This window comes from Pseudomonas reactans, assembly GCF_013387025.1.
Lineage (GTDB): Bacteria > Pseudomonadota > Gammaproteobacteria > Pseudomonadales > Pseudomonadaceae > Aquipseudomonas > Aquipseudomonas reactans.
In genome coordinates this window covers 73861-88616 of sequence record NZ_JACAQP010000028.1, presented here as the reverse complement: position 1 = coordinate 88616, position 14756 = coordinate 73861, and the positions used below count along the sequence as shown (strand labels likewise).

At 58.3% G+C, this 14756-nt stretch carries 14 protein-coding genes; 8 read left to right on the top strand and 6 right to left on the bottom strand.

The window, feature by feature from the left end; all coding sequences use genetic code 11:
- The first annotated feature begins 66 nt into the window (after positions 1 to 66).
- Complete coding sequence (locus tag HX793_RS23240) at positions 67 to 1266, top strand: TPM domain-containing protein (protein WP_177053108.1); 1200 nt, start codon at positions 67 to 69, stop codon at positions 1264 to 1266.
- Between the two features lie 5 nt (positions 1267 to 1271).
- Here HX793_RS23240 and HX793_RS23235 read toward each other — a convergent pair whose 3' ends face one another.
- The 5 genes from HX793_RS23235 to HX793_RS23215 form a co-directional block, all read right to left on the bottom strand.
- The gene (locus tag HX793_RS23235; protein ID WP_177060756.1) at positions 1272 to 1949 is read right to left on the bottom strand and encodes a class I SAM-dependent methyltransferase; all 678 of its coding nucleotides are present in this window, start codon (positions 1947 to 1949) and stop codon (positions 1272 to 1274) included.
- Positions 1950 to 1984: 35 nt separating this feature from the next.
- On the bottom strand, positions 1985 to 2827 hold the full coding sequence (locus HX793_RS23230; protein ID WP_177053110.1) for a helix-turn-helix domain-containing protein: 843 nt from the start codon (positions 2825 to 2827) through the stop codon (positions 1985 to 1987).
- Between the two features lie 65 nt (positions 2828 to 2892).
- Entirely contained in the window at positions 2893 to 4311 is a 1419-nt protein-coding gene (locus HX793_RS23225; RefSeq protein WP_177060752.1) for an aminotransferase, read from the bottom strand.
- A gap of 25 nt (positions 4312 to 4336) precedes the next feature.
- Positions 4337 to 5437 (bottom strand): polyamine ABC transporter substrate-binding protein, encoded by a 1101-nt coding sequence (locus HX793_RS23220; protein ID WP_177060750.1) that lies wholly within the window; start codon positions 5435 to 5437, stop codon positions 4337 to 4339.
- Between the two features lie 97 nt (positions 5438 to 5534).
- Positions 5535 to 6029 (bottom strand): DUF1543 domain-containing protein, encoded by a 495-nt coding sequence (locus HX793_RS23215; RefSeq protein ID WP_177060748.1) that lies wholly within the window; start codon positions 6027 to 6029, stop codon positions 5535 to 5537.
- Positions 6030 to 6134: 105 nt separating this feature from the next.
- On the opposite strand from HX793_RS23215, the gene HX793_RS23210 reads away from it, so the two are divergent.
- Positions 6135 to 6956 carry an aldo/keto reductase gene (locus HX793_RS23210; RefSeq protein WP_177096571.1) on the top strand — a complete coding sequence of 274 codons (822 nt, stop codon included), beginning with the start codon at positions 6135 to 6137 and terminating at the stop codon, positions 6954 to 6956.
- Between the two features lie 52 nt (positions 6957 to 7008).
- On the opposite strand, the gene HX793_RS23205 is transcribed toward HX793_RS23210, so the two are convergent.
- A complete protein-coding gene (locus HX793_RS23205; RefSeq protein ID WP_010209954.1) occupies positions 7009 to 7524 on the bottom strand; it encodes an Hcp family type VI secretion system effector in 516 nt (171 codons plus the stop codon).
- 477 nt (positions 7525 to 8001) lie between these two features.
- Between HX793_RS23205 and tssA the strand changes: the two genes are divergently transcribed.
- Genes tssA through tssG form a run of 6 tightly spaced genes read left to right on the top strand, consistent with a single transcriptional unit; the run spans position 8002 to position 14756 of the window.
- Positions 8002 to 9555: a type VI secretion system protein TssA gene (gene tssA / locus HX793_RS23200; protein WP_177053157.1), complete on the top strand. Its 1554-nt coding sequence runs from the start codon at positions 8002 to 8004 to the stop codon at positions 9553 to 9555.
- Between the two features lie 32 nt (positions 9556 to 9587).
- The gene (gene tssB / locus HX793_RS23195) at positions 9588 to 10085 is read left to right on the top strand and encodes a type VI secretion system contractile sheath small subunit (RefSeq protein WP_177053115.1); all 498 of its coding nucleotides are present in this window, start codon (positions 9588 to 9590) and stop codon (positions 10083 to 10085) included.
- A 28-nt stretch (positions 10086 to 10113) separates the two neighbouring features.
- On the top strand, positions 10114 to 11589 hold the full coding sequence (gene tssC / locus HX793_RS23190; RefSeq protein WP_177053116.1) for a type VI secretion system contractile sheath large subunit: 1476 nt from the start codon (positions 10114 to 10116) through the stop codon (positions 11587 to 11589).
- A 14-nt stretch (positions 11590 to 11603) separates the two neighbouring features.
- Positions 11604 to 12002, top strand: a complete 399-nt coding sequence (tssE, locus tag HX793_RS23185; RefSeq protein ID WP_177053117.1) for a type VI secretion system baseplate subunit TssE — start codon at positions 11604 to 11606, stop codon at positions 12000 to 12002.
- Positions 11992 to 13779, top strand: a complete 1788-nt coding sequence (gene tssF / locus HX793_RS23180; RefSeq protein ID WP_177060744.1) for a type VI secretion system baseplate subunit TssF — start codon at positions 11992 to 11994, stop codon at positions 13777 to 13779. The genes tssE and tssF overlap by 11 nt, the downstream gene beginning before the upstream one ends.
- Positions 13743 to 14756, top strand: coding sequence for a type VI secretion system baseplate subunit TssG (gene tssG, locus HX793_RS23175; protein ID WP_177053119.1), 1014 nt, complete (start codon positions 13743 to 13745; stop codon positions 14754 to 14756). The genes tssF and tssG overlap by 37 nt, the downstream gene beginning before the upstream one ends.

The window sequence follows — 14756 nt, the reverse complement described above, 5'->3', positions numbered from 1 at the left end:
GTCACGCGATATAGCGCAGATAAGGTAAAGTCGCGGCCTTCAGGAAGAAACTTCAGGTAACAAAACATGATGGCGATTCTGCGGCAGTCCGTCTTGAGTCTGATGGCGCTGGTGTTTTTAGGCGTGTTGGGCACCGCCCAGGCGGATACCTCGCCGATTGGCGTCGCCCTCGACCAACGGGTGATCGACCTCACCAACACTCTGGATGCCAGCACCACCACCCGTCTGAAAAACCAACTCGCCGATCTTGAGCAACGTAAAGGCTCACAAGTGGCTGTGCTGCTGGTGCCCACCACCGGCGGCGCGAGCATCGAGGACTACGCCAACCAACTGTTCCGCGCCTGGAAGCTGGGGCGCAAGGACGTCAATGACGGCATCCTGCTGGTGGTGGCCAAGGACGACCGCAAGGTACGCATTGAGGTGGGTTACGGCCTGGAAGGCACGGTCACAGATTTGCTCGCGCATCGCATCATCGAAGAACACATCACCCCGGCCTTTCGCCAGGGGGATTTCGTCGGCGGTGTCTCCCAGGGCGTGAACGACCTGGTGGTACTGGTGGATGGCGGTGATTTGCCTAAAGCCGCAGCGACAAGGGTCAATCCGCAGTTCATCGCAATCGCGCTGGCGTTTGTCATAGGCGCCATTGGCGGCGTGCTGATCAGTGCCGGCAAACTGCCGTGGCGCCGCGCCTTGATTGCCGCGGTGGTTGCCACGTTGCTGCTGGTGATCGTGGGTGAGGGCCGCGACTGGGCGATGTTTCTGCTGGTGATGCCACTGATCATGCTGATCGGCGGCGCGACCTTCGGTGCATTGTGGATGGCACGTTCGGTGTTTTACGGCGTGATCGGCCTGCTGGTCTACATCCTGGGTTTGGTGGTGGTTGATCAGCGATATGCTGACGTCAACTTTATCCACTGGCTGGTATTTCCATTGGGTGCGCTGGTCGTTCTGGGGTTGTACCTGGTGCTGTTGGTGATCATGAAGGACGCCTGGAAGCAGAGCCGCGTGGGTTTTGTTGCACGGCTGCTGGCAGCGGTAGGCGTGTATGTGGCGGCGGGGGTGCTGATGGAACTCGGCCGTAATGGCTGGCTGTACGCGTTCCCGATTGCCTCGTTTGCCGCGCTGTTCATCTTTGGCAAGACCAGCGGCGGGTCGGGGTCTTCGGGCGGTGGATCGAGTTCGAGCTCCAGCAGCTCCAGTTCCAGCAGCAGTTCCTCAGGGGGTGGTGGCTCTAGTGGCGGCGGTGGCGCCTCCGGCAGTTGGTAAACTCGCTAGCGCGGCTTGTAGCCCACCCATCCCTTGAAGCTGAAGCCGGCGTAGAACAGTTCGACACCTTCAAACCCGGCTTCTCTCATCAAGGCTTCATCGGTCTCGGGTGACAACACCGGCAACTTTTCACTGATTGCCGCAATCGCCCGCTCGGCATCCGCTGCCGGCACGCCCGAGTCCGCTGCGAACGCCGCGTAGCGCTTCAACCAACGGATTTTGTCCTGCGGCGCTTGCGGGAAACTGTGATGGGCCACGATCAGCGGCGCGCCCGGCAGCAGGCGTTGCCGCAACGCCTTGAGGGTTTGCAGGCGCTGCTCGGCTGGGATGAAATGCAAAGTCAGCAAGCACGTAGCACCGTCGAAAGGCCCCAGCGGCGCCGTGTCGATATAGCCTTCATGCAACTGGGTCCGTTCCATCAACGGGCCCAAGGTTGCCTCGGCCAGCTTCAGCATCTCAGCCGAGGGGTCCACCCCCACGAACCGCCATCCGCGCTCGGCGTGCGCAAACCGCTTCAATTCCAGGCCTCCACCCGCACCCAGCACCAGCACATTGCCCGTTGCCGGTACGTGTTCGCGCAACAACAGGGTGGTCATGCGCTGCAGGCCATCGAAACCGGGCACCAGGCGCACAGGACCTTCGGCGTAGCGGGCGACGGCATCGGGGTCGGAAAACCAGGTCATCGGTGGGCGCCTGCGAAAAGGGAGGGGCGTAAACCCTACTGCTGCCGCGTCATCCATTCAATAAATAATGCAAACAGCTCCGCCTGGGAGTTGATGACCAACTTGGTGTACACATGCTTGCGATGCATGCGCACCGTCTCCGGCGAAATCCCCAGCACTTGCGCTGTCGATTTCACCGAGTGCCCGCGCAGGATCAAGTGCGCAATTTCGCGCTCACGCACCGTCAGCAGCCCACCGCCAAAACCCATGAAGGCCGCTTCGATCTGTTGATGCACGCGGGTTTGGCTTAAGGCTGGGTCGCCCACCATCTTGTCCAACCCACCTGTTGTGCCAAACCGGTGCAACAGCGCGCGGATCACCGGGTGCGCTGAGCGCTGTATGGCCAGTTGCGCATCGCTGAATTGGCCGGCGCTGAGTCCCTGGAACATGCACAGGGAAAGCTTGCTGCGTGGGCACAGGTCAACGATGTAGTAACTCTCCAGCGCGCCGCCGCTGCGCAGATAATAGGTCTTGTAGTACTCACTGTTGAAAAAGTCATCCGGCGCGATTTCCGCCAACGAGTAGAAGCCCTCCGCCAAGCCTTTATCGACGGCCAGACAGAAGGGGTCCAACTGGTAGCCACGGGAGAAGTAGCGATGGATGATTTCGTCCTGATGATCCGGTGGGATGCCTTGCTGATAGAGCAGGCGTGGCGCCTGGCCCTGACGCTCCAGGCTGATCATCATCGATTCGATGGGGCACAGGGCACACAGCGCGGCGGCGAGGTGCTCGAGGAATGCTGCTTCATCGACCTGGATAAACGCCTGGGCCAAGGCGTCGTGCCAGGCTTCGAGTGCCTGGGTGCCGAGGGCGGGGCGCGGATCAATCGGTGCGTTCATGCTGGCCAGTCTACCCGCCGGCCAGCATCCCGGCAAAAACCTCGAAGCAGGCTCGGCGTTGCGGCTCATCGTCCCTGGTAATCGCCGCTCTGGCGAAGTTCGCTCGCGGTGTCGAGAATGCACTGGCGCAGGGTCTCGACCACCTCGTCCACCTGTGCGTGGGTGATGATCAGCGGCGGCGACATCACGTTCAAATGCCCGATAGGGCGTACCAGCAAACCTTTTGCCTGGGCCCGCAGGTGGATGCGTTCGCCAATATTCACCGCATCCGGCAACAATGCCTTGGTGTGTTTATCGGCGACAAACTCAATACAGGCCATCAGGCGCTGACAGCGAATATCGCCTACCAGCGGCAGTGCAGCCAGGGTTTGCAGGCGCTGCTCCAGGTAGGTGCCCACCTCCTCGACATGGGCCAGCAGGTTCTCGCGCTCAATGATCTCGATGTTCTTCAGTGCCGCTACACAGCTGACAGGATGTCCGCTGTAGGTGAACCCATGGGTAAAGCAGCGGCCCTTGCCTGGCTCGCCGATCACCTGCCAGATCTGCTCCGAAAAAATGCACGCGCCCAGCGGCAGATAGCCGGAGGTCAAGCCCTTGGCGGTGGTGATGATGTCCGGCTGCATGCCAAAGACGTCCTCGGAAGCGAAAAATGCGCCCAGGCGTCCAAACGAGGTGACCACTTCATCGGCGACATACAGCAGGTCGTAACGTTGGCAGATTTCCCACATCCGCCGGTGATAGCCCTTGGGGGGAATGATCACACCACCGGAGCCCATGATGGGTTCGGCAAAGAACGCGGCCACGTTGTCCGGGCCGAGGGTCAGGATCTTGTCTTCGAACTCATTCACCAGGAAGTCGAGAAAGTCCGCTTCGCTCATCCCTTCCGGCGCCCGGTAGTAATTAGGGCAGGAGATGTGGTGAAACAGGTCGCTCATGAAATCGAATTCCGGCGCGCGGTCCGCGGCTTTGTTGCCGATGGACATCGTCAGGAATGTACTGCCGTGATAGGCACTGAAGCGCGAGATGATGTGCTTCTTGGTCGGTTTGCCGCGGCTGTTCTGATAGAACTGCACCAGCCGGTAGGCCGTATCCACCGCAGTGGAACCGCCGGTGGTCAAGAACACATGATTGAGGTCGCCCGGGGCCAGGCTTGCCAATTTGGCGCACAGTTCGATGGCGGTCACGTTGGCCATGTCGCAAAACGGGTTGGAGTAGGCCAGTTGGCGCACCTGGTCGGCGATGGCGTCGGCCATTTCCTCACGGCCCAGGCCAATATTCGTACACCACATGCCGCCGACCGCGTCCAGGTAACGATTGCCGTGGGTGTCATAGATATAGGCACCGTCTCCTGCGGCGATATTCAATGAGCCCTGTTCGCGGTGCTCGTCGAACATGTGGAAGCCGTGCATATAGTGGGCTTTATCCGCAGCGTCCAGTTGCTCGTGGTTGAACTGGGCGAAGAATTCAGGATTGGGCAGAGTCATGGCATTTACCTTCAATGGCTGGAAGTCATTTGCCGGTCTTAACGGCGTTCCACGTACGGGTGATCAGGCGCACCGCGGCGGGTGACTGGCTTTGCTGGGTGAACAGGCGTTGCATCGTCGCTGGGTCCGGGTAAATAGCCGGGTTGTCGCGGATATCGGCGTTGACCAGCGGCTTGGACGCCAGGTTGCTGTTGGCGTAGTGAATGGTGTTGCTGACGCCGGCCATCGTGCTGGGTTGCAGGAGAAATTCGATGAACCTGTGGGCATTGGCGACATGGGGGGCGTCGGTGGGAATGTAGAAGTTGTCGAACCAGATCAACGAGCCTTCTCTGGGAATGAAGTAGTCCAGCTTGATAGTGGCGCCGGCTTCCGTCGCCCGTGCCTGGGAGGTGGCGTAGTCGCCTGACCACGTGGTTGCCAGGCACAGGTCACCATTGGCCAGGCCATTGATGAAACCGCTGGAGTCGAATTTGCGAATGTACGGGCGTACGGCCATCAGCACGTCCTGGGCAGCCTTCAAGTCTTTTGGCGCGACGCTGTTGGGGTCCAGGCCGAGGTAGGTCAGGGCCAGAGGAATCATGTCGGTGGGTGAGTCCATGAAGGTGATGCCGCAGTCGGCAAATTTCGACACGATTTTGGGATCGAAGATCATCGCCAGGGAGCCGAGCGGGGCGTCCGGCATCCGCGCCTTGATCATGTCGACGTTGTAGGTCACCCCATTGCTGCCCCAGGTGTAGGGCGCGGAATAGGTGACGCCGGGGTCGTGGGCTTGCAGGCTTTTCAGCACCACAGGGTCAAGGTTCTTCCAGTCGGGTAGTTGGGACTTGTCCAGCGGCTGAAAGACTCCGCCCTTGATCAGCAGCGGCACCAGGGAGGCGTTGAGCAGGGCCAGGTCGTACCCGGAGTGCCCGGAAAGCAGCTTGCCTTGCACGGTTTCGTAGGAATCGTAAGTGTCGTAGATCACTTTGATCCCTGTGGCCTTCTGGAAATCGGCCAGGGTGGTGTCGCCGATGTAGTCCGCCCAGTTGTAGATGCGCAAGGTATTGCCTGGGTCGTCGGCGGCCTGAGTCAAGGTGGAGGAGACGAGCAATGCGGCGCTGAACAGAGCGATAAAGGCTTTACGCATGGGGACCCACCTTGAGTTGTGCTTGTTATCAGGCTGAGGGACTGATTGCACTGTCAGGCAGATGGCCGGTAGGCGCCATACCCCGTTCGGGTAGGGTTCAGTTCAGGACGATGTAGTCGTTCTGCTGCAGGATCGGTCGGTGTGGGCCCTGCACCAAGTGGATATAGCGACCGCTCACCAGGTCGATGGGCAGGCAGTCGTCGATGTCCAGCACTCCATCAGTGTGGGCTTGGGACCATTGGCTAAGCGTGTGTTGCTTGCCTTTGTTCATGGCCTCCTGTTTGCTGCGGGCTACCACCAGCAGGTAGTGATGGGCTTCACCAAAGCTGTTGGCTTCGTAACCGCCAAGGTTGATGAAATACAGGTGATGCGCGCCAGCAGCCGGTGCCAGATGGCTGAGTTCGACTTTCCAACCGTCCACACCCTCTACTGCCATCCAAGAATCGATATGTACGCCCTTGGGGCTGCCGAACCAGTCGGCGCGTAATTGCGGGTAGGCCGCTTCCAGCGTGTCCGCCACAGCGAACACCACATCGTGAACTTCAATCTTTGCCCGTGGGTGCTTGCCCCCGAGCATGACGACAAACAGCATTGCAGATTCTTCCTGGCGATTGGCAGAGGCTAACCTTACTTCGATTGAACCCTTTTGTCCGGCCAATGCCACACTGTTAATCCGCGAACACTCCAGGAGGTTGTCATGCGTACCATTGATCTGGCGGGCGCTCCCGTTCCTGTCATCGGCCAGGGAACCTGGCGCATGGGCGAAAATCCCGACCAGCACCGCGCCGAAGTCGCCGCTCTGCAACTGGGTATCGACGAGGGCATGACCCTGATCGACACCGCCGAAATGTATGGCGAAGGCGGCGCCGAAAAGGTCGTCGGCGAAGCCATTCGGGGTCGACGCGACCAGGTGTTCCTGGTGAGCAAGGTCTACCCGCACAACGCAAGCCACAAGGGCGTGCCCCGTGCCTGTGAAGCCAGCCTCCAGCGACTGGGCACGGACTACATTGATCTTTATCTGCTGCACTGGCGCGGCCAACACCCTCTTGAAGAAACCGTCGAAGCCTTCGAACGTCTGCGTGAAACCGGCAAGATTGGCCGCTGGGGTGTTTCCAATTTCGATGTGGCCGACCTGCAGGAACTCGCATCCCCGGCCTGCGCCACCAATCAGGTGCTCTACAACATCGCAGAGCGCGGCATCGAATTCGACCTGCTGCCCTGGTGGCAACAGCATCACTTACCCTTGATGGCGTACTGCCCGATCGCCCAGGGTGGTGAGCTGTTGTCCAGTCCGACTCTTAAGCAGATTGCCCGTCGCCATCAGGTCACACCTGCGCAGGTCGCCCTGGCCTGGGTGTTACGCCATAACGGCGTGATCGCGATCCCCAAGGCCGTCACCCCGGAGCACGTGCGTCTCAACGCCGCCGCCGCCAAACTGGTGCTGGATGAGCACGACCTGGACGCGATTGATCGCGTGTTTGGCGCACCCAAGCGCAAGCACCCTTTGGCTATGGTTTAGCCAATCGTCAGGAGCGGCGCCTTCCTTGGCACCGTTCCCGGGCTAATCCGGGTTAACCGGCGACCGGGCTGCGCCAGTCATCGGACCCGGAAGTGCCAGACACTTCGTGGGTCCACACGATCTTGCGGTAGGTGAAGTACACATCCTCCAGATGGGTGAAGTGGGCGTTGTCCGGATCCTGGCAGTTGGGCATGCGTGACTGGATATCCACGATGGTCGCCCCCTCAAGCTCAATCGTGAAGTAGTGCTCCTGAGTGCCGGCCGACGAGGTGCGCAGCCATTCCAGCCGGCACTTGACCTCTTCGCCGCTGGTCAATGCACTGAACAGCAACGGTGAGGACTTATCGAAGACTTTGCTGATCATCATGGGCTTATGCACCCTCTGGCCCGTTGGCTGGCCGGATTGAGGGTCGCGCGGAATGATCACCTGGTGGGAAAAGGCCTGGACCAGGATCTGATCCTCATGGCCTTCCTGATAAATGTTACCTACCGAGTCCTGGGTAAACGTGCCTGCCGTGATCAAACCTTGTTTGACGCCGGTGACGGAGAGATACGCGGGTGTTGGCATGACGAGTTTCCTTGTCTGATTGAAGGGGTAGTCCCAGCGATAAATGCAGCGGCTGGGAATTTGCCTATTACAAGAAGCGTGCCTGAAAGTGTGTGGGGTAATGATTGTTAGGGTTAGGCTTTATATAAGTTAGGGTTATTGAGCGGTCAGGGTGTGTTTGGTTGGTTTGAATTGGTTTTTCTTGCGCATCAGTGCGCACTTAGTTGCTCAGTCGAGAATTTATTTGAATGGCTGGCTTGTAACGTCAATCCAAACGAGCGGGCATGAATGAGTGCGCAAAATGCTGCGCAGTGGCTGATTTAAGGGTGTTGTAGGAAAAGGATTAAGTATTATTTCTTCGCTTGCTGAATGTTTTAGTCGTAGCTAAGGTTTCGGAGCTTTGCAGAGATTCCTGCAGGGTTTAGATGGCTTTTTGCTGCGCACTTTATGTGTAGTTAGTTGGCTATTCCTGTCTCGGTTAGTTGCGCCTGGTGTGAAATGTCTTATTTGGACACGCTGTGTGATCATTATCTTGAAGTTGCAAGGTGGCCGTGTGCGCAATCAAGTTTTGCGGGCAGCGATATGCGCTTTTCGAGTGAATATGAATGCCTGGAATCCGAATTGGCGAAGGCGCAATCGATTCATGGCAGCAGCCAGCCCGATTGGCGCAAGGTCCTGGAAACCAGCGAGCTAATGTTGCGACATCAGTCCAAGGATCTGCGCTCGGCCGTCTGGCTGACCTGGGCGTTGCACCAGTGCGAATCCTATACAGGCCTGCTAGCCGGGCTCGGATTGCTGCGTTATCTCTGCGAGCACCATTGGTCGGAGGTCTACCCCGAAAAACTGCGTACTCGTGGTGCGGCATTCGCTTGGTTGGTACTGCGTCTCGAACCTCTGTTTACGCAAGGCCTGCCCCTGCAGAGCCAGCAGCCCTTGTTTCGTGCAGTACTTGAGCAACTGGTTTGCCTGGATGAGGTATGGACCAGTCACTTGGGAGATGAGGCGCCTTTGCTGCTGCCGATCCGCAGGCAATTGGCTCAGCGGCTGGAGTTGGCTGTTCAGGACGATGTTCCGGCGGCGGGGATTAGCAGTGTCATAGCGCAAGTCAGGCACGCGACCAGCCAACTGCTCAAACCTGAAGCCGTGGTGGACAACGAAAAAGACGCCAACAAGTTGCTACGCACTCTGCAGGAGCAGGCCCGTTCCTTGTGTGCCTGGTGGTTGCGCCAGAACGCCACCGATCTGCGTGCCTTGCGCCTCAACCGAACCTTGAACTGGCTCGTACTGAGCGGGTATCCGGATGCCGACAGCGAACGGATTACCGCGTTGCGCGGGCCTGCCCCTGACAAGCTCAAGCGTTATCAGGAGCGTTTTGCTCAGGGGCATTACGCCGATCTGATACTGGAACTCGAAACCAGTCTCGCCGGCGCGATGTTCTGGTTCGACGGGCTGCATATGCTCTGGCAATGCCTGGAAGCCTTGCAGGCCGAACAGGCCACGACTGAGTTGGAAGTGACCTTCGCCTTGCTGCTGCAACGTCTGCCGGACCTGCCGTCGTTCTGTTTTCACGACGGCGTTCCTTTTGCCGATGCCGCTAGCCGTGACTGGATCACGCTGCAGGTCAGCCGTCGTCTGCAAATACCCGAACCAGCCGCCGTGATGATTGATGCCGAAGCCGAGCCTTGGGAGATCGCCTTGCAGGCAGTGGCACCCCGGTTGCGAAAGGACGGGCTCAAAGCCGCAATCCATGAACTCAAACAAGGCATGTACGCCGCTCGCAGCGAGCGCGCGCGATTTCATTGGCGGCTTGCCCAGGCGAGGCTGTGTGTACAAGCCGGCAAGCACGAGCTGGCGAAGATCCAGCTCGAACATCTGGACCACGAACTGCAACACACAGGTCTTGAACATTGGGAGCCGGAACTGGCCCTTCAGGTAACCCAGCTTCTGCATCGCTGCTGCGACCTGCTGCCACAAGACCATGCCGTGCGCGAGCGCAAGGAAGAGACCCATCGTAGGTTGTGCCTCTTCGATCTGGAAGCGGTACTTGAATAGGCTTTCGAGCCACTTGAATAAGGAGAAACACCATGGCCAAAGAAGGTTCGGTCGCCCCCAAGGAGCGCATCAACATCACGTTCAAGCCTGCCATCGGCGGGGCGCAGGAAGAAGTCGAACTGCCATTGAAGTTGTTGGTGTTGGGTGATTTCACCCAGCGTGAAGATGTGCGCAAGCTCGAAGATCGCAAGCCTATTGCGATCGACAAGAACACCCTGGATGACGTGTTGGCCAAACAGGCGTTGAGCCTGACGCTGAACGTGCCTAACCGTCTGCAGGAGGATGCAGGTATTGAGGAACTGGCCATTCAGGTACGCATTAATTCCATGAAGGATTTCAATCCGGCGAACCTGGTAGAGCAGGTTCCCGAACTGCAAAAGCTGATGGCGTTGCGCGAGGCGCTCATGGCGCTCAAAGGACCATTGGGTAACACGCCGAGCTTTCGCAAAGCTATTGAACACGCCCTTGCCGATGACGATTCCCGTGCTCGGGTATTGGCTGAGCTTGGACTGGACACACCTGACGCCTGACATTTTTCAGTAAAAGGACACTGAGCTCATGACGACACAACAGCACTCGCTGCCTGCACAAATCGCTGATCAATACAGCATTCTCGATAACATCGTTGCCCAGACTCTGCTGAGTGCGGACGACGAGGCGTATGGCATTGCCAAGCGTGGCGTCTCGGCGTTCATCGAAGAGTTGATCAAGCCGCAGAACCGTGGCGAGCCCGTCAAGAAGCGGTTGGTCGATCGAATGATTGCCGAGATCGACACGAAGCTCAGCCTTCAGATGGATGAAATTCTGCACCACCCGGATTTCCAGGCCTTGGAAGCTTCCTGGAAAGGCCTGCAGTTGTTGGTTGATCGCACCAACTTCCGCGAGAACATCAAGATCGAACTGCTGAACGTCTCTCGGCAAGATCTGCTGGAGGATTTCGAGGACTCACCGGAAGTGACCCAGTCCGGGCTGTACAAACATATCTACAGTGCGGAATACGGTCAGTTTGGTGGTCAGCCGGTGGGCGCGATCATCGCCAATTACTTTCTTTCCCCCAGTGCACCCGACGTGAAGCTGATGCAGTACGCGTCCAGCGTGGCCTGCATGGCCCATGCGCCGTTTATCGCCGCTGCCGGCCCTGCGTTCTTCGGGTTGGAAAGTTTCACCGGCCTGCCGGATCTCAAAGACCTGAAGGACCATTTCGAAGGCCCTCAATTCGCCAAATGGCAAAGTTTTCGCCAAAGCGAGGATTCACGCTATATCGGCTTGACCGTGCCGCGTTTCCTGCTTCGTACGCCCTACGATCCCCTTGAATGTCCGGTCAAGACCTTTGCCTACCAGGAAAACGTGGTCAACAGCCATGAACACTACCTGTGGGGCAATACGGCCTACGCGTTTGCCACGCGCCTGACTGATAGCTTTGCGCGGTTTCGCTGGTGTCCGAACATCATCGGCCCTCAAAGCGGTGGAGCGGTGGAAGACTTGCCGCTGCACCATTTTCATAGCATGGGTGAAATCGAAACCAAGATTCCGACTGAAGTATTGGTTTCGGATCGCCGCGAATACGAATTGGCGCAAGAGGGATTCATTGCCTTGACAATGCGCAAGGGCAGCGACAATGCCGCGTTTTTCTCCGCCAGCTCGGTCCAGAAGCCGAAACACTTTGGTCTCAGTCCGGAGGGTAAGGAGGCCGAGCTGAATTACCGCCTGGGCACCCAATTGCCCTACATGATGGTGGTGAATCGCCTGGCCCACTATCTCAAGGTCCTGCAGCGTGAGCAATTGGGGTCGTGGAAGGAACGCACCGACCTGGAGCTGGAGCTCAACAAGTGGATTCGACAGTACGTCGCCGATCAGGAAAACCCCAGCGCCGAAGTGCGTGGGAGGCGCCCCTTGCGGGCGGCCCGCATTGTTGTCAGTGATGTTGATGGCGAGCCCGGGTGGTATCGCGTCAACCTGAGTGTGCGCCCGCACTTCAAGTACATGGGGGCGGACTTCACGTTGTCCTTGGTCGGAAAACTCGACAAAGAATGAGCAGAGGCCAGGGAATGCCCAACCATCAAAGCCTTTTCCAGCGCCTTGAGCATCCGGATGCTTCTGTATCCGGCGTGACATCCGTCGCGACCCATTTGGGAAAAATGCTGAGTATCCGCGCAGGCAGTGTGCAGACACTGCCGGACTATGGCTTGCCCGACCTCAATGACATGAACCAGAGCTTGCATGAGTCATTGTCTCAGTCGCGCCTGTTGATCGAGCGATTCATCCGCGCCTACGAGCCACGCTTGAAGGATGTTCGGGTCAGGTCGTTGCCGCGGGATCATGACCCACTGGCCCTTGCCTTCGCGATTGACGCCACGCTGATGATCAAAGGCGTCAAGCAACCCGTGGTATTCACCGCGCGACTGTGCGATTCCGGTCGGATAGAGGTCTTGCCGGATGTCGTTTAATCATTATTACCAAAGCGAACTCAGTGCGTTGCGGCAGCTCGGGCGGCAGTTCTCCGAGCGCAACCCTGCGCTGGCACCCTTTCTTGCAGACTCCGGTCGGGATCCCGATGTTGAACGGCTTCTGGAAGGTTTTGCGTTTCTTACGGGGCGCTTGCGCCAGAAACTCGATGATGAGCTTCCAGAACTGACCCATTCTCTGATGCATTTGCTCTGGCCCAACTACATGCGCCCGATGCCTGCGTTCAGCATGCTGCAATTTGATCCGTTGAAGCACTCAGGCCCAGGCGTGTGGGTGGCAAGGGACACGCCGGTTGAAAGCGCCGCAGTCAATGACGAGCGATGCCGTTTTCGGACCTGCTATGCCACGCAGGTCCTACCGCTGCAACTGAGTGCCTTGGAGTATGGCGCCCAGGCGGGACGTGGGATGTTGAGCCTGCGGCTGGACATGAGCGCCGAAGGCAATTTCAGTGAGTGGACCTTCAACCAGTTGCGCCTGCATCTGGCTGGGGATCGCTACATCAGCCAGGAGCTGTACCTGAGCCTGCTGCGTGAGCTTGAAGGTATCGAGTTGCTACCTTTCGGTCACGATGGTCGGCCGGTCAACGGGCTCGATGGTCAAGCATTATCATTGCGCCTTGGCGCCGACCAGGTGCAGCCGGTGGGTTTCAGTGAGGAGCAGGCATTGATCCCGTATCCGCCGAATACCTTTTCCGGCTATCGCCACCTGCAGGAGTATTTTTCCTTCCCTGACAAGTATCTGTTTGTCGATGTGAGGGGGCTGGGCGTGCTGCAGGAATTACCTGGCGAATTGCTCAAGCAGGTGTGCGGAGTGATGTTGCGCTTCGAGTTGCGCACTCCATGGCGTGAGTCCCGGCCACCCACCCTGGAAAACGTCAAACTGTACTGCACCCCCATCGTGAACCTGTTCAAGCATGATGCCGTGCCCATCCGTCTAGACGGGAAGCAGGATGAGTATTTGCTCGTCCCCGGCGAATACTCACGGGAAAACGCGAGTGTGTTTTCCGTCGACAGTGTCACAGGGTGGCAACCGGGTGGGCGTGGATACAAGACCTACGTACCCTTCGAATCCTTCGAACATGATGGCGATTCCGACCTGTCGGATGGCCCGGCGACTTATAGCATTCGTCAACGGCCATCGACACAACATCCAGGGCTTGAAACCTGGCTTGCGTTTGGCAATGGCCCTGATTCTGAGCAGCAAACACTGTCGATCGAGTTGACCTGTACCAATCACAACTTGCCTCGGATGTTGCCGCTTGGGGGCATCAACCGGCCTTGCGAACAGACGCCAGAGGGGTTGTCGTTTCGGAATATCTGCGCACCGACAGCCAGTTTTCCACCGCCCCTGGATCAGGATTTTCTCTGGCGATTGATCAGTAACCTGTCGCTCAACTATCTGTCGTTGAGCGACATCAACGCTTTGAAGGTGGTCCTTCAAACCTATGACTTGCCACGCTACCACGACCGACAAGCGCAGAAAGTCAGCGAGAGGAAGCTGGGCGCAATGCGCTCTGTCAGTCATACGACGGTCGACCGATTGCACCGTGGCTTGCCTTTTCGGGGGATACGAATTGATCTGAGCATCGACCCCCAAGGCTTTTTGGGGCACGGCGAAGTGTTCGTCTTCGCGTCGGTACTCAATGAATTCTTCGCACTTTACGCCAGCCTCAACGCCTACCACGAACTAAGAGTCATCAGCACACAAGGAGACGTGTACCTATGGCCACCACGGATGGGGCAGCAGCCCCTGCTTTGACGCGACTGTCCCGGGGCATCCGCGAGTATTCGCTGTTCCAGGCGGTTTTGCAGGTGATCAAACGCTTGCGCGATGCCCATCCCCAGTTGGATGACGACGCGTTGTATGACCTGTTGGAGTTTCAAGCCAATCCAGGTCTTGGCTTTCCCGGTCACGATATTGACCGGGTGGAGTTTTTCATTGAACACGCGCAGTTGCGTGCGCGTCTTCGCCTCAATCTCTTGGGCTTGTCTGGCGCGGGTTCGCCATTGCCGGCGTTTTATGGCGAGCAGGCGTGTGCCGACGGGGCGGGTGGCAGTACTACGCGAGCATTTCTGGACGTGTTTCATCACCGTCTGCAACGACTGATGCTACCCATCTGGCGTAAGTACCGTTACCCAATGCGTTTCCAGGCAGGCGCGCGTGACACCTTTTCCGAGCAAATGTTTGCGTTGATCGGCCTGAGCGGTCAGCAGATTCGCAGTGCCACGCAATTGAACTGCAAGCGGCTGTTGCCTTACCTGGGGTTACTTGGCCTGCGGGCGCATTCGGCAGCCTTGATCGAGGCGGTGTTGCGTTACTACTTCAAGCACCACCGCTTGTTCATTGAGCAGTGGGTACTGCGTACGGTTGTCGTCGCCGATTCACAGCAAAACCGGCTCGGCACCGCGAATAGCGTACTTGGCCATGACCAGGTATTGGGCTGCCGGGTTGCCGACCGTAGTGGCAAATTCAGGGTGCATCTGCAAGGCCTGAGTTGGCAGCAACTCCATGGGTTTCTGCCCACTGGGCCTGACTACCCGCTGCTGTGTTCGTTGGTGCGCCTGACGACTCGGGATCCATTGGACTATGACGTGCGCCTGGTGCTGGCCAGGGAAGAGATCCGCCCGTTGCACATCGGCGAACACAATGTCTGTCGCCTCGGCTGGACCACTTGGCTGGCACATGACTACGCCGACGGTGTGGTCATGGTGCCGAGCAACGCTCATGAGGGATGA

Excerpts from the sequence above, each read along its gene's own strand:
- HX793_RS23240 (WP_177053108.1), top strand. The coding sequence starts at position 67 with ATGATGGCGATTCTGCGGCAGTCCGTCTTGAGTCTGATGGCGCTGGTG.
- HX793_RS23235 (WP_177060756.1), bottom strand. The coding sequence starts at position 1,949 with ATGACCTGGTTTTCCGACCCCGATGCCGTCGCCCGCTACGCCGAAGGT.
- HX793_RS23230 (WP_177053110.1), bottom strand. The coding sequence starts at position 2,827 with ATGAACGCACCGATTGATCCGCGCCCCGCCCTCGGCACCCAGGCACTC.
- HX793_RS23225 (WP_177060752.1), bottom strand. The coding sequence starts at position 4,311 with ATGACTCTGCCCAATCCTGAATTCTTCGCCCAGTTCAACCACGAGCAA.
- HX793_RS23220 (WP_177060750.1), bottom strand. The coding sequence starts at position 5,437 with ATGCGTAAAGCCTTTATCGCTCTGTTCAGCGCCGCATTGCTCGTCTCC.
- HX793_RS23215 (WP_177060748.1), bottom strand. The coding sequence starts at position 6,029 with ATGCTGTTTGTCGTCATGCTCGGGGGCAAGCACCCACGGGCAAAGATT.
- HX793_RS23210 (WP_177096571.1), top strand. The coding sequence starts at position 6,135 with ATGCGTACCATTGATCTGGCGGGCGCTCCCGTTCCTGTCATCGGCCAG.
- HX793_RS23205 (WP_010209954.1), bottom strand. The coding sequence starts at position 7,524 with ATGCCAACACCCGCGTATCTCTCCGTCACCGGCGTCAAACAAGGTTTG.
- tssA (WP_177053157.1), top strand. The coding sequence starts at position 8,002 with ATGTCTTATTTGGACACGCTGTGTGATCATTATCTTGAAGTTGCAAGG.
- tssB (WP_177053115.1), top strand. The coding sequence starts at position 9,588 with ATGGCCAAAGAAGGTTCGGTCGCCCCCAAGGAGCGCATCAACATCACG.
- tssC (WP_177053116.1), top strand. The coding sequence starts at position 10,114 with ATGACGACACAACAGCACTCGCTGCCTGCACAAATCGCTGATCAATAC.
- tssE (WP_177053117.1), top strand. The coding sequence starts at position 11,604 with ATGCCCAACCATCAAAGCCTTTTCCAGCGCCTTGAGCATCCGGATGCT.
- tssF (WP_177060744.1), top strand. The coding sequence starts at position 11,992 with ATGTCGTTTAATCATTATTACCAAAGCGAACTCAGTGCGTTGCGGCAG.
- tssG (WP_177053119.1), top strand. The coding sequence starts at position 13,743 with ATGGCCACCACGGATGGGGCAGCAGCCCCTGCTTTGACGCGACTGTCC.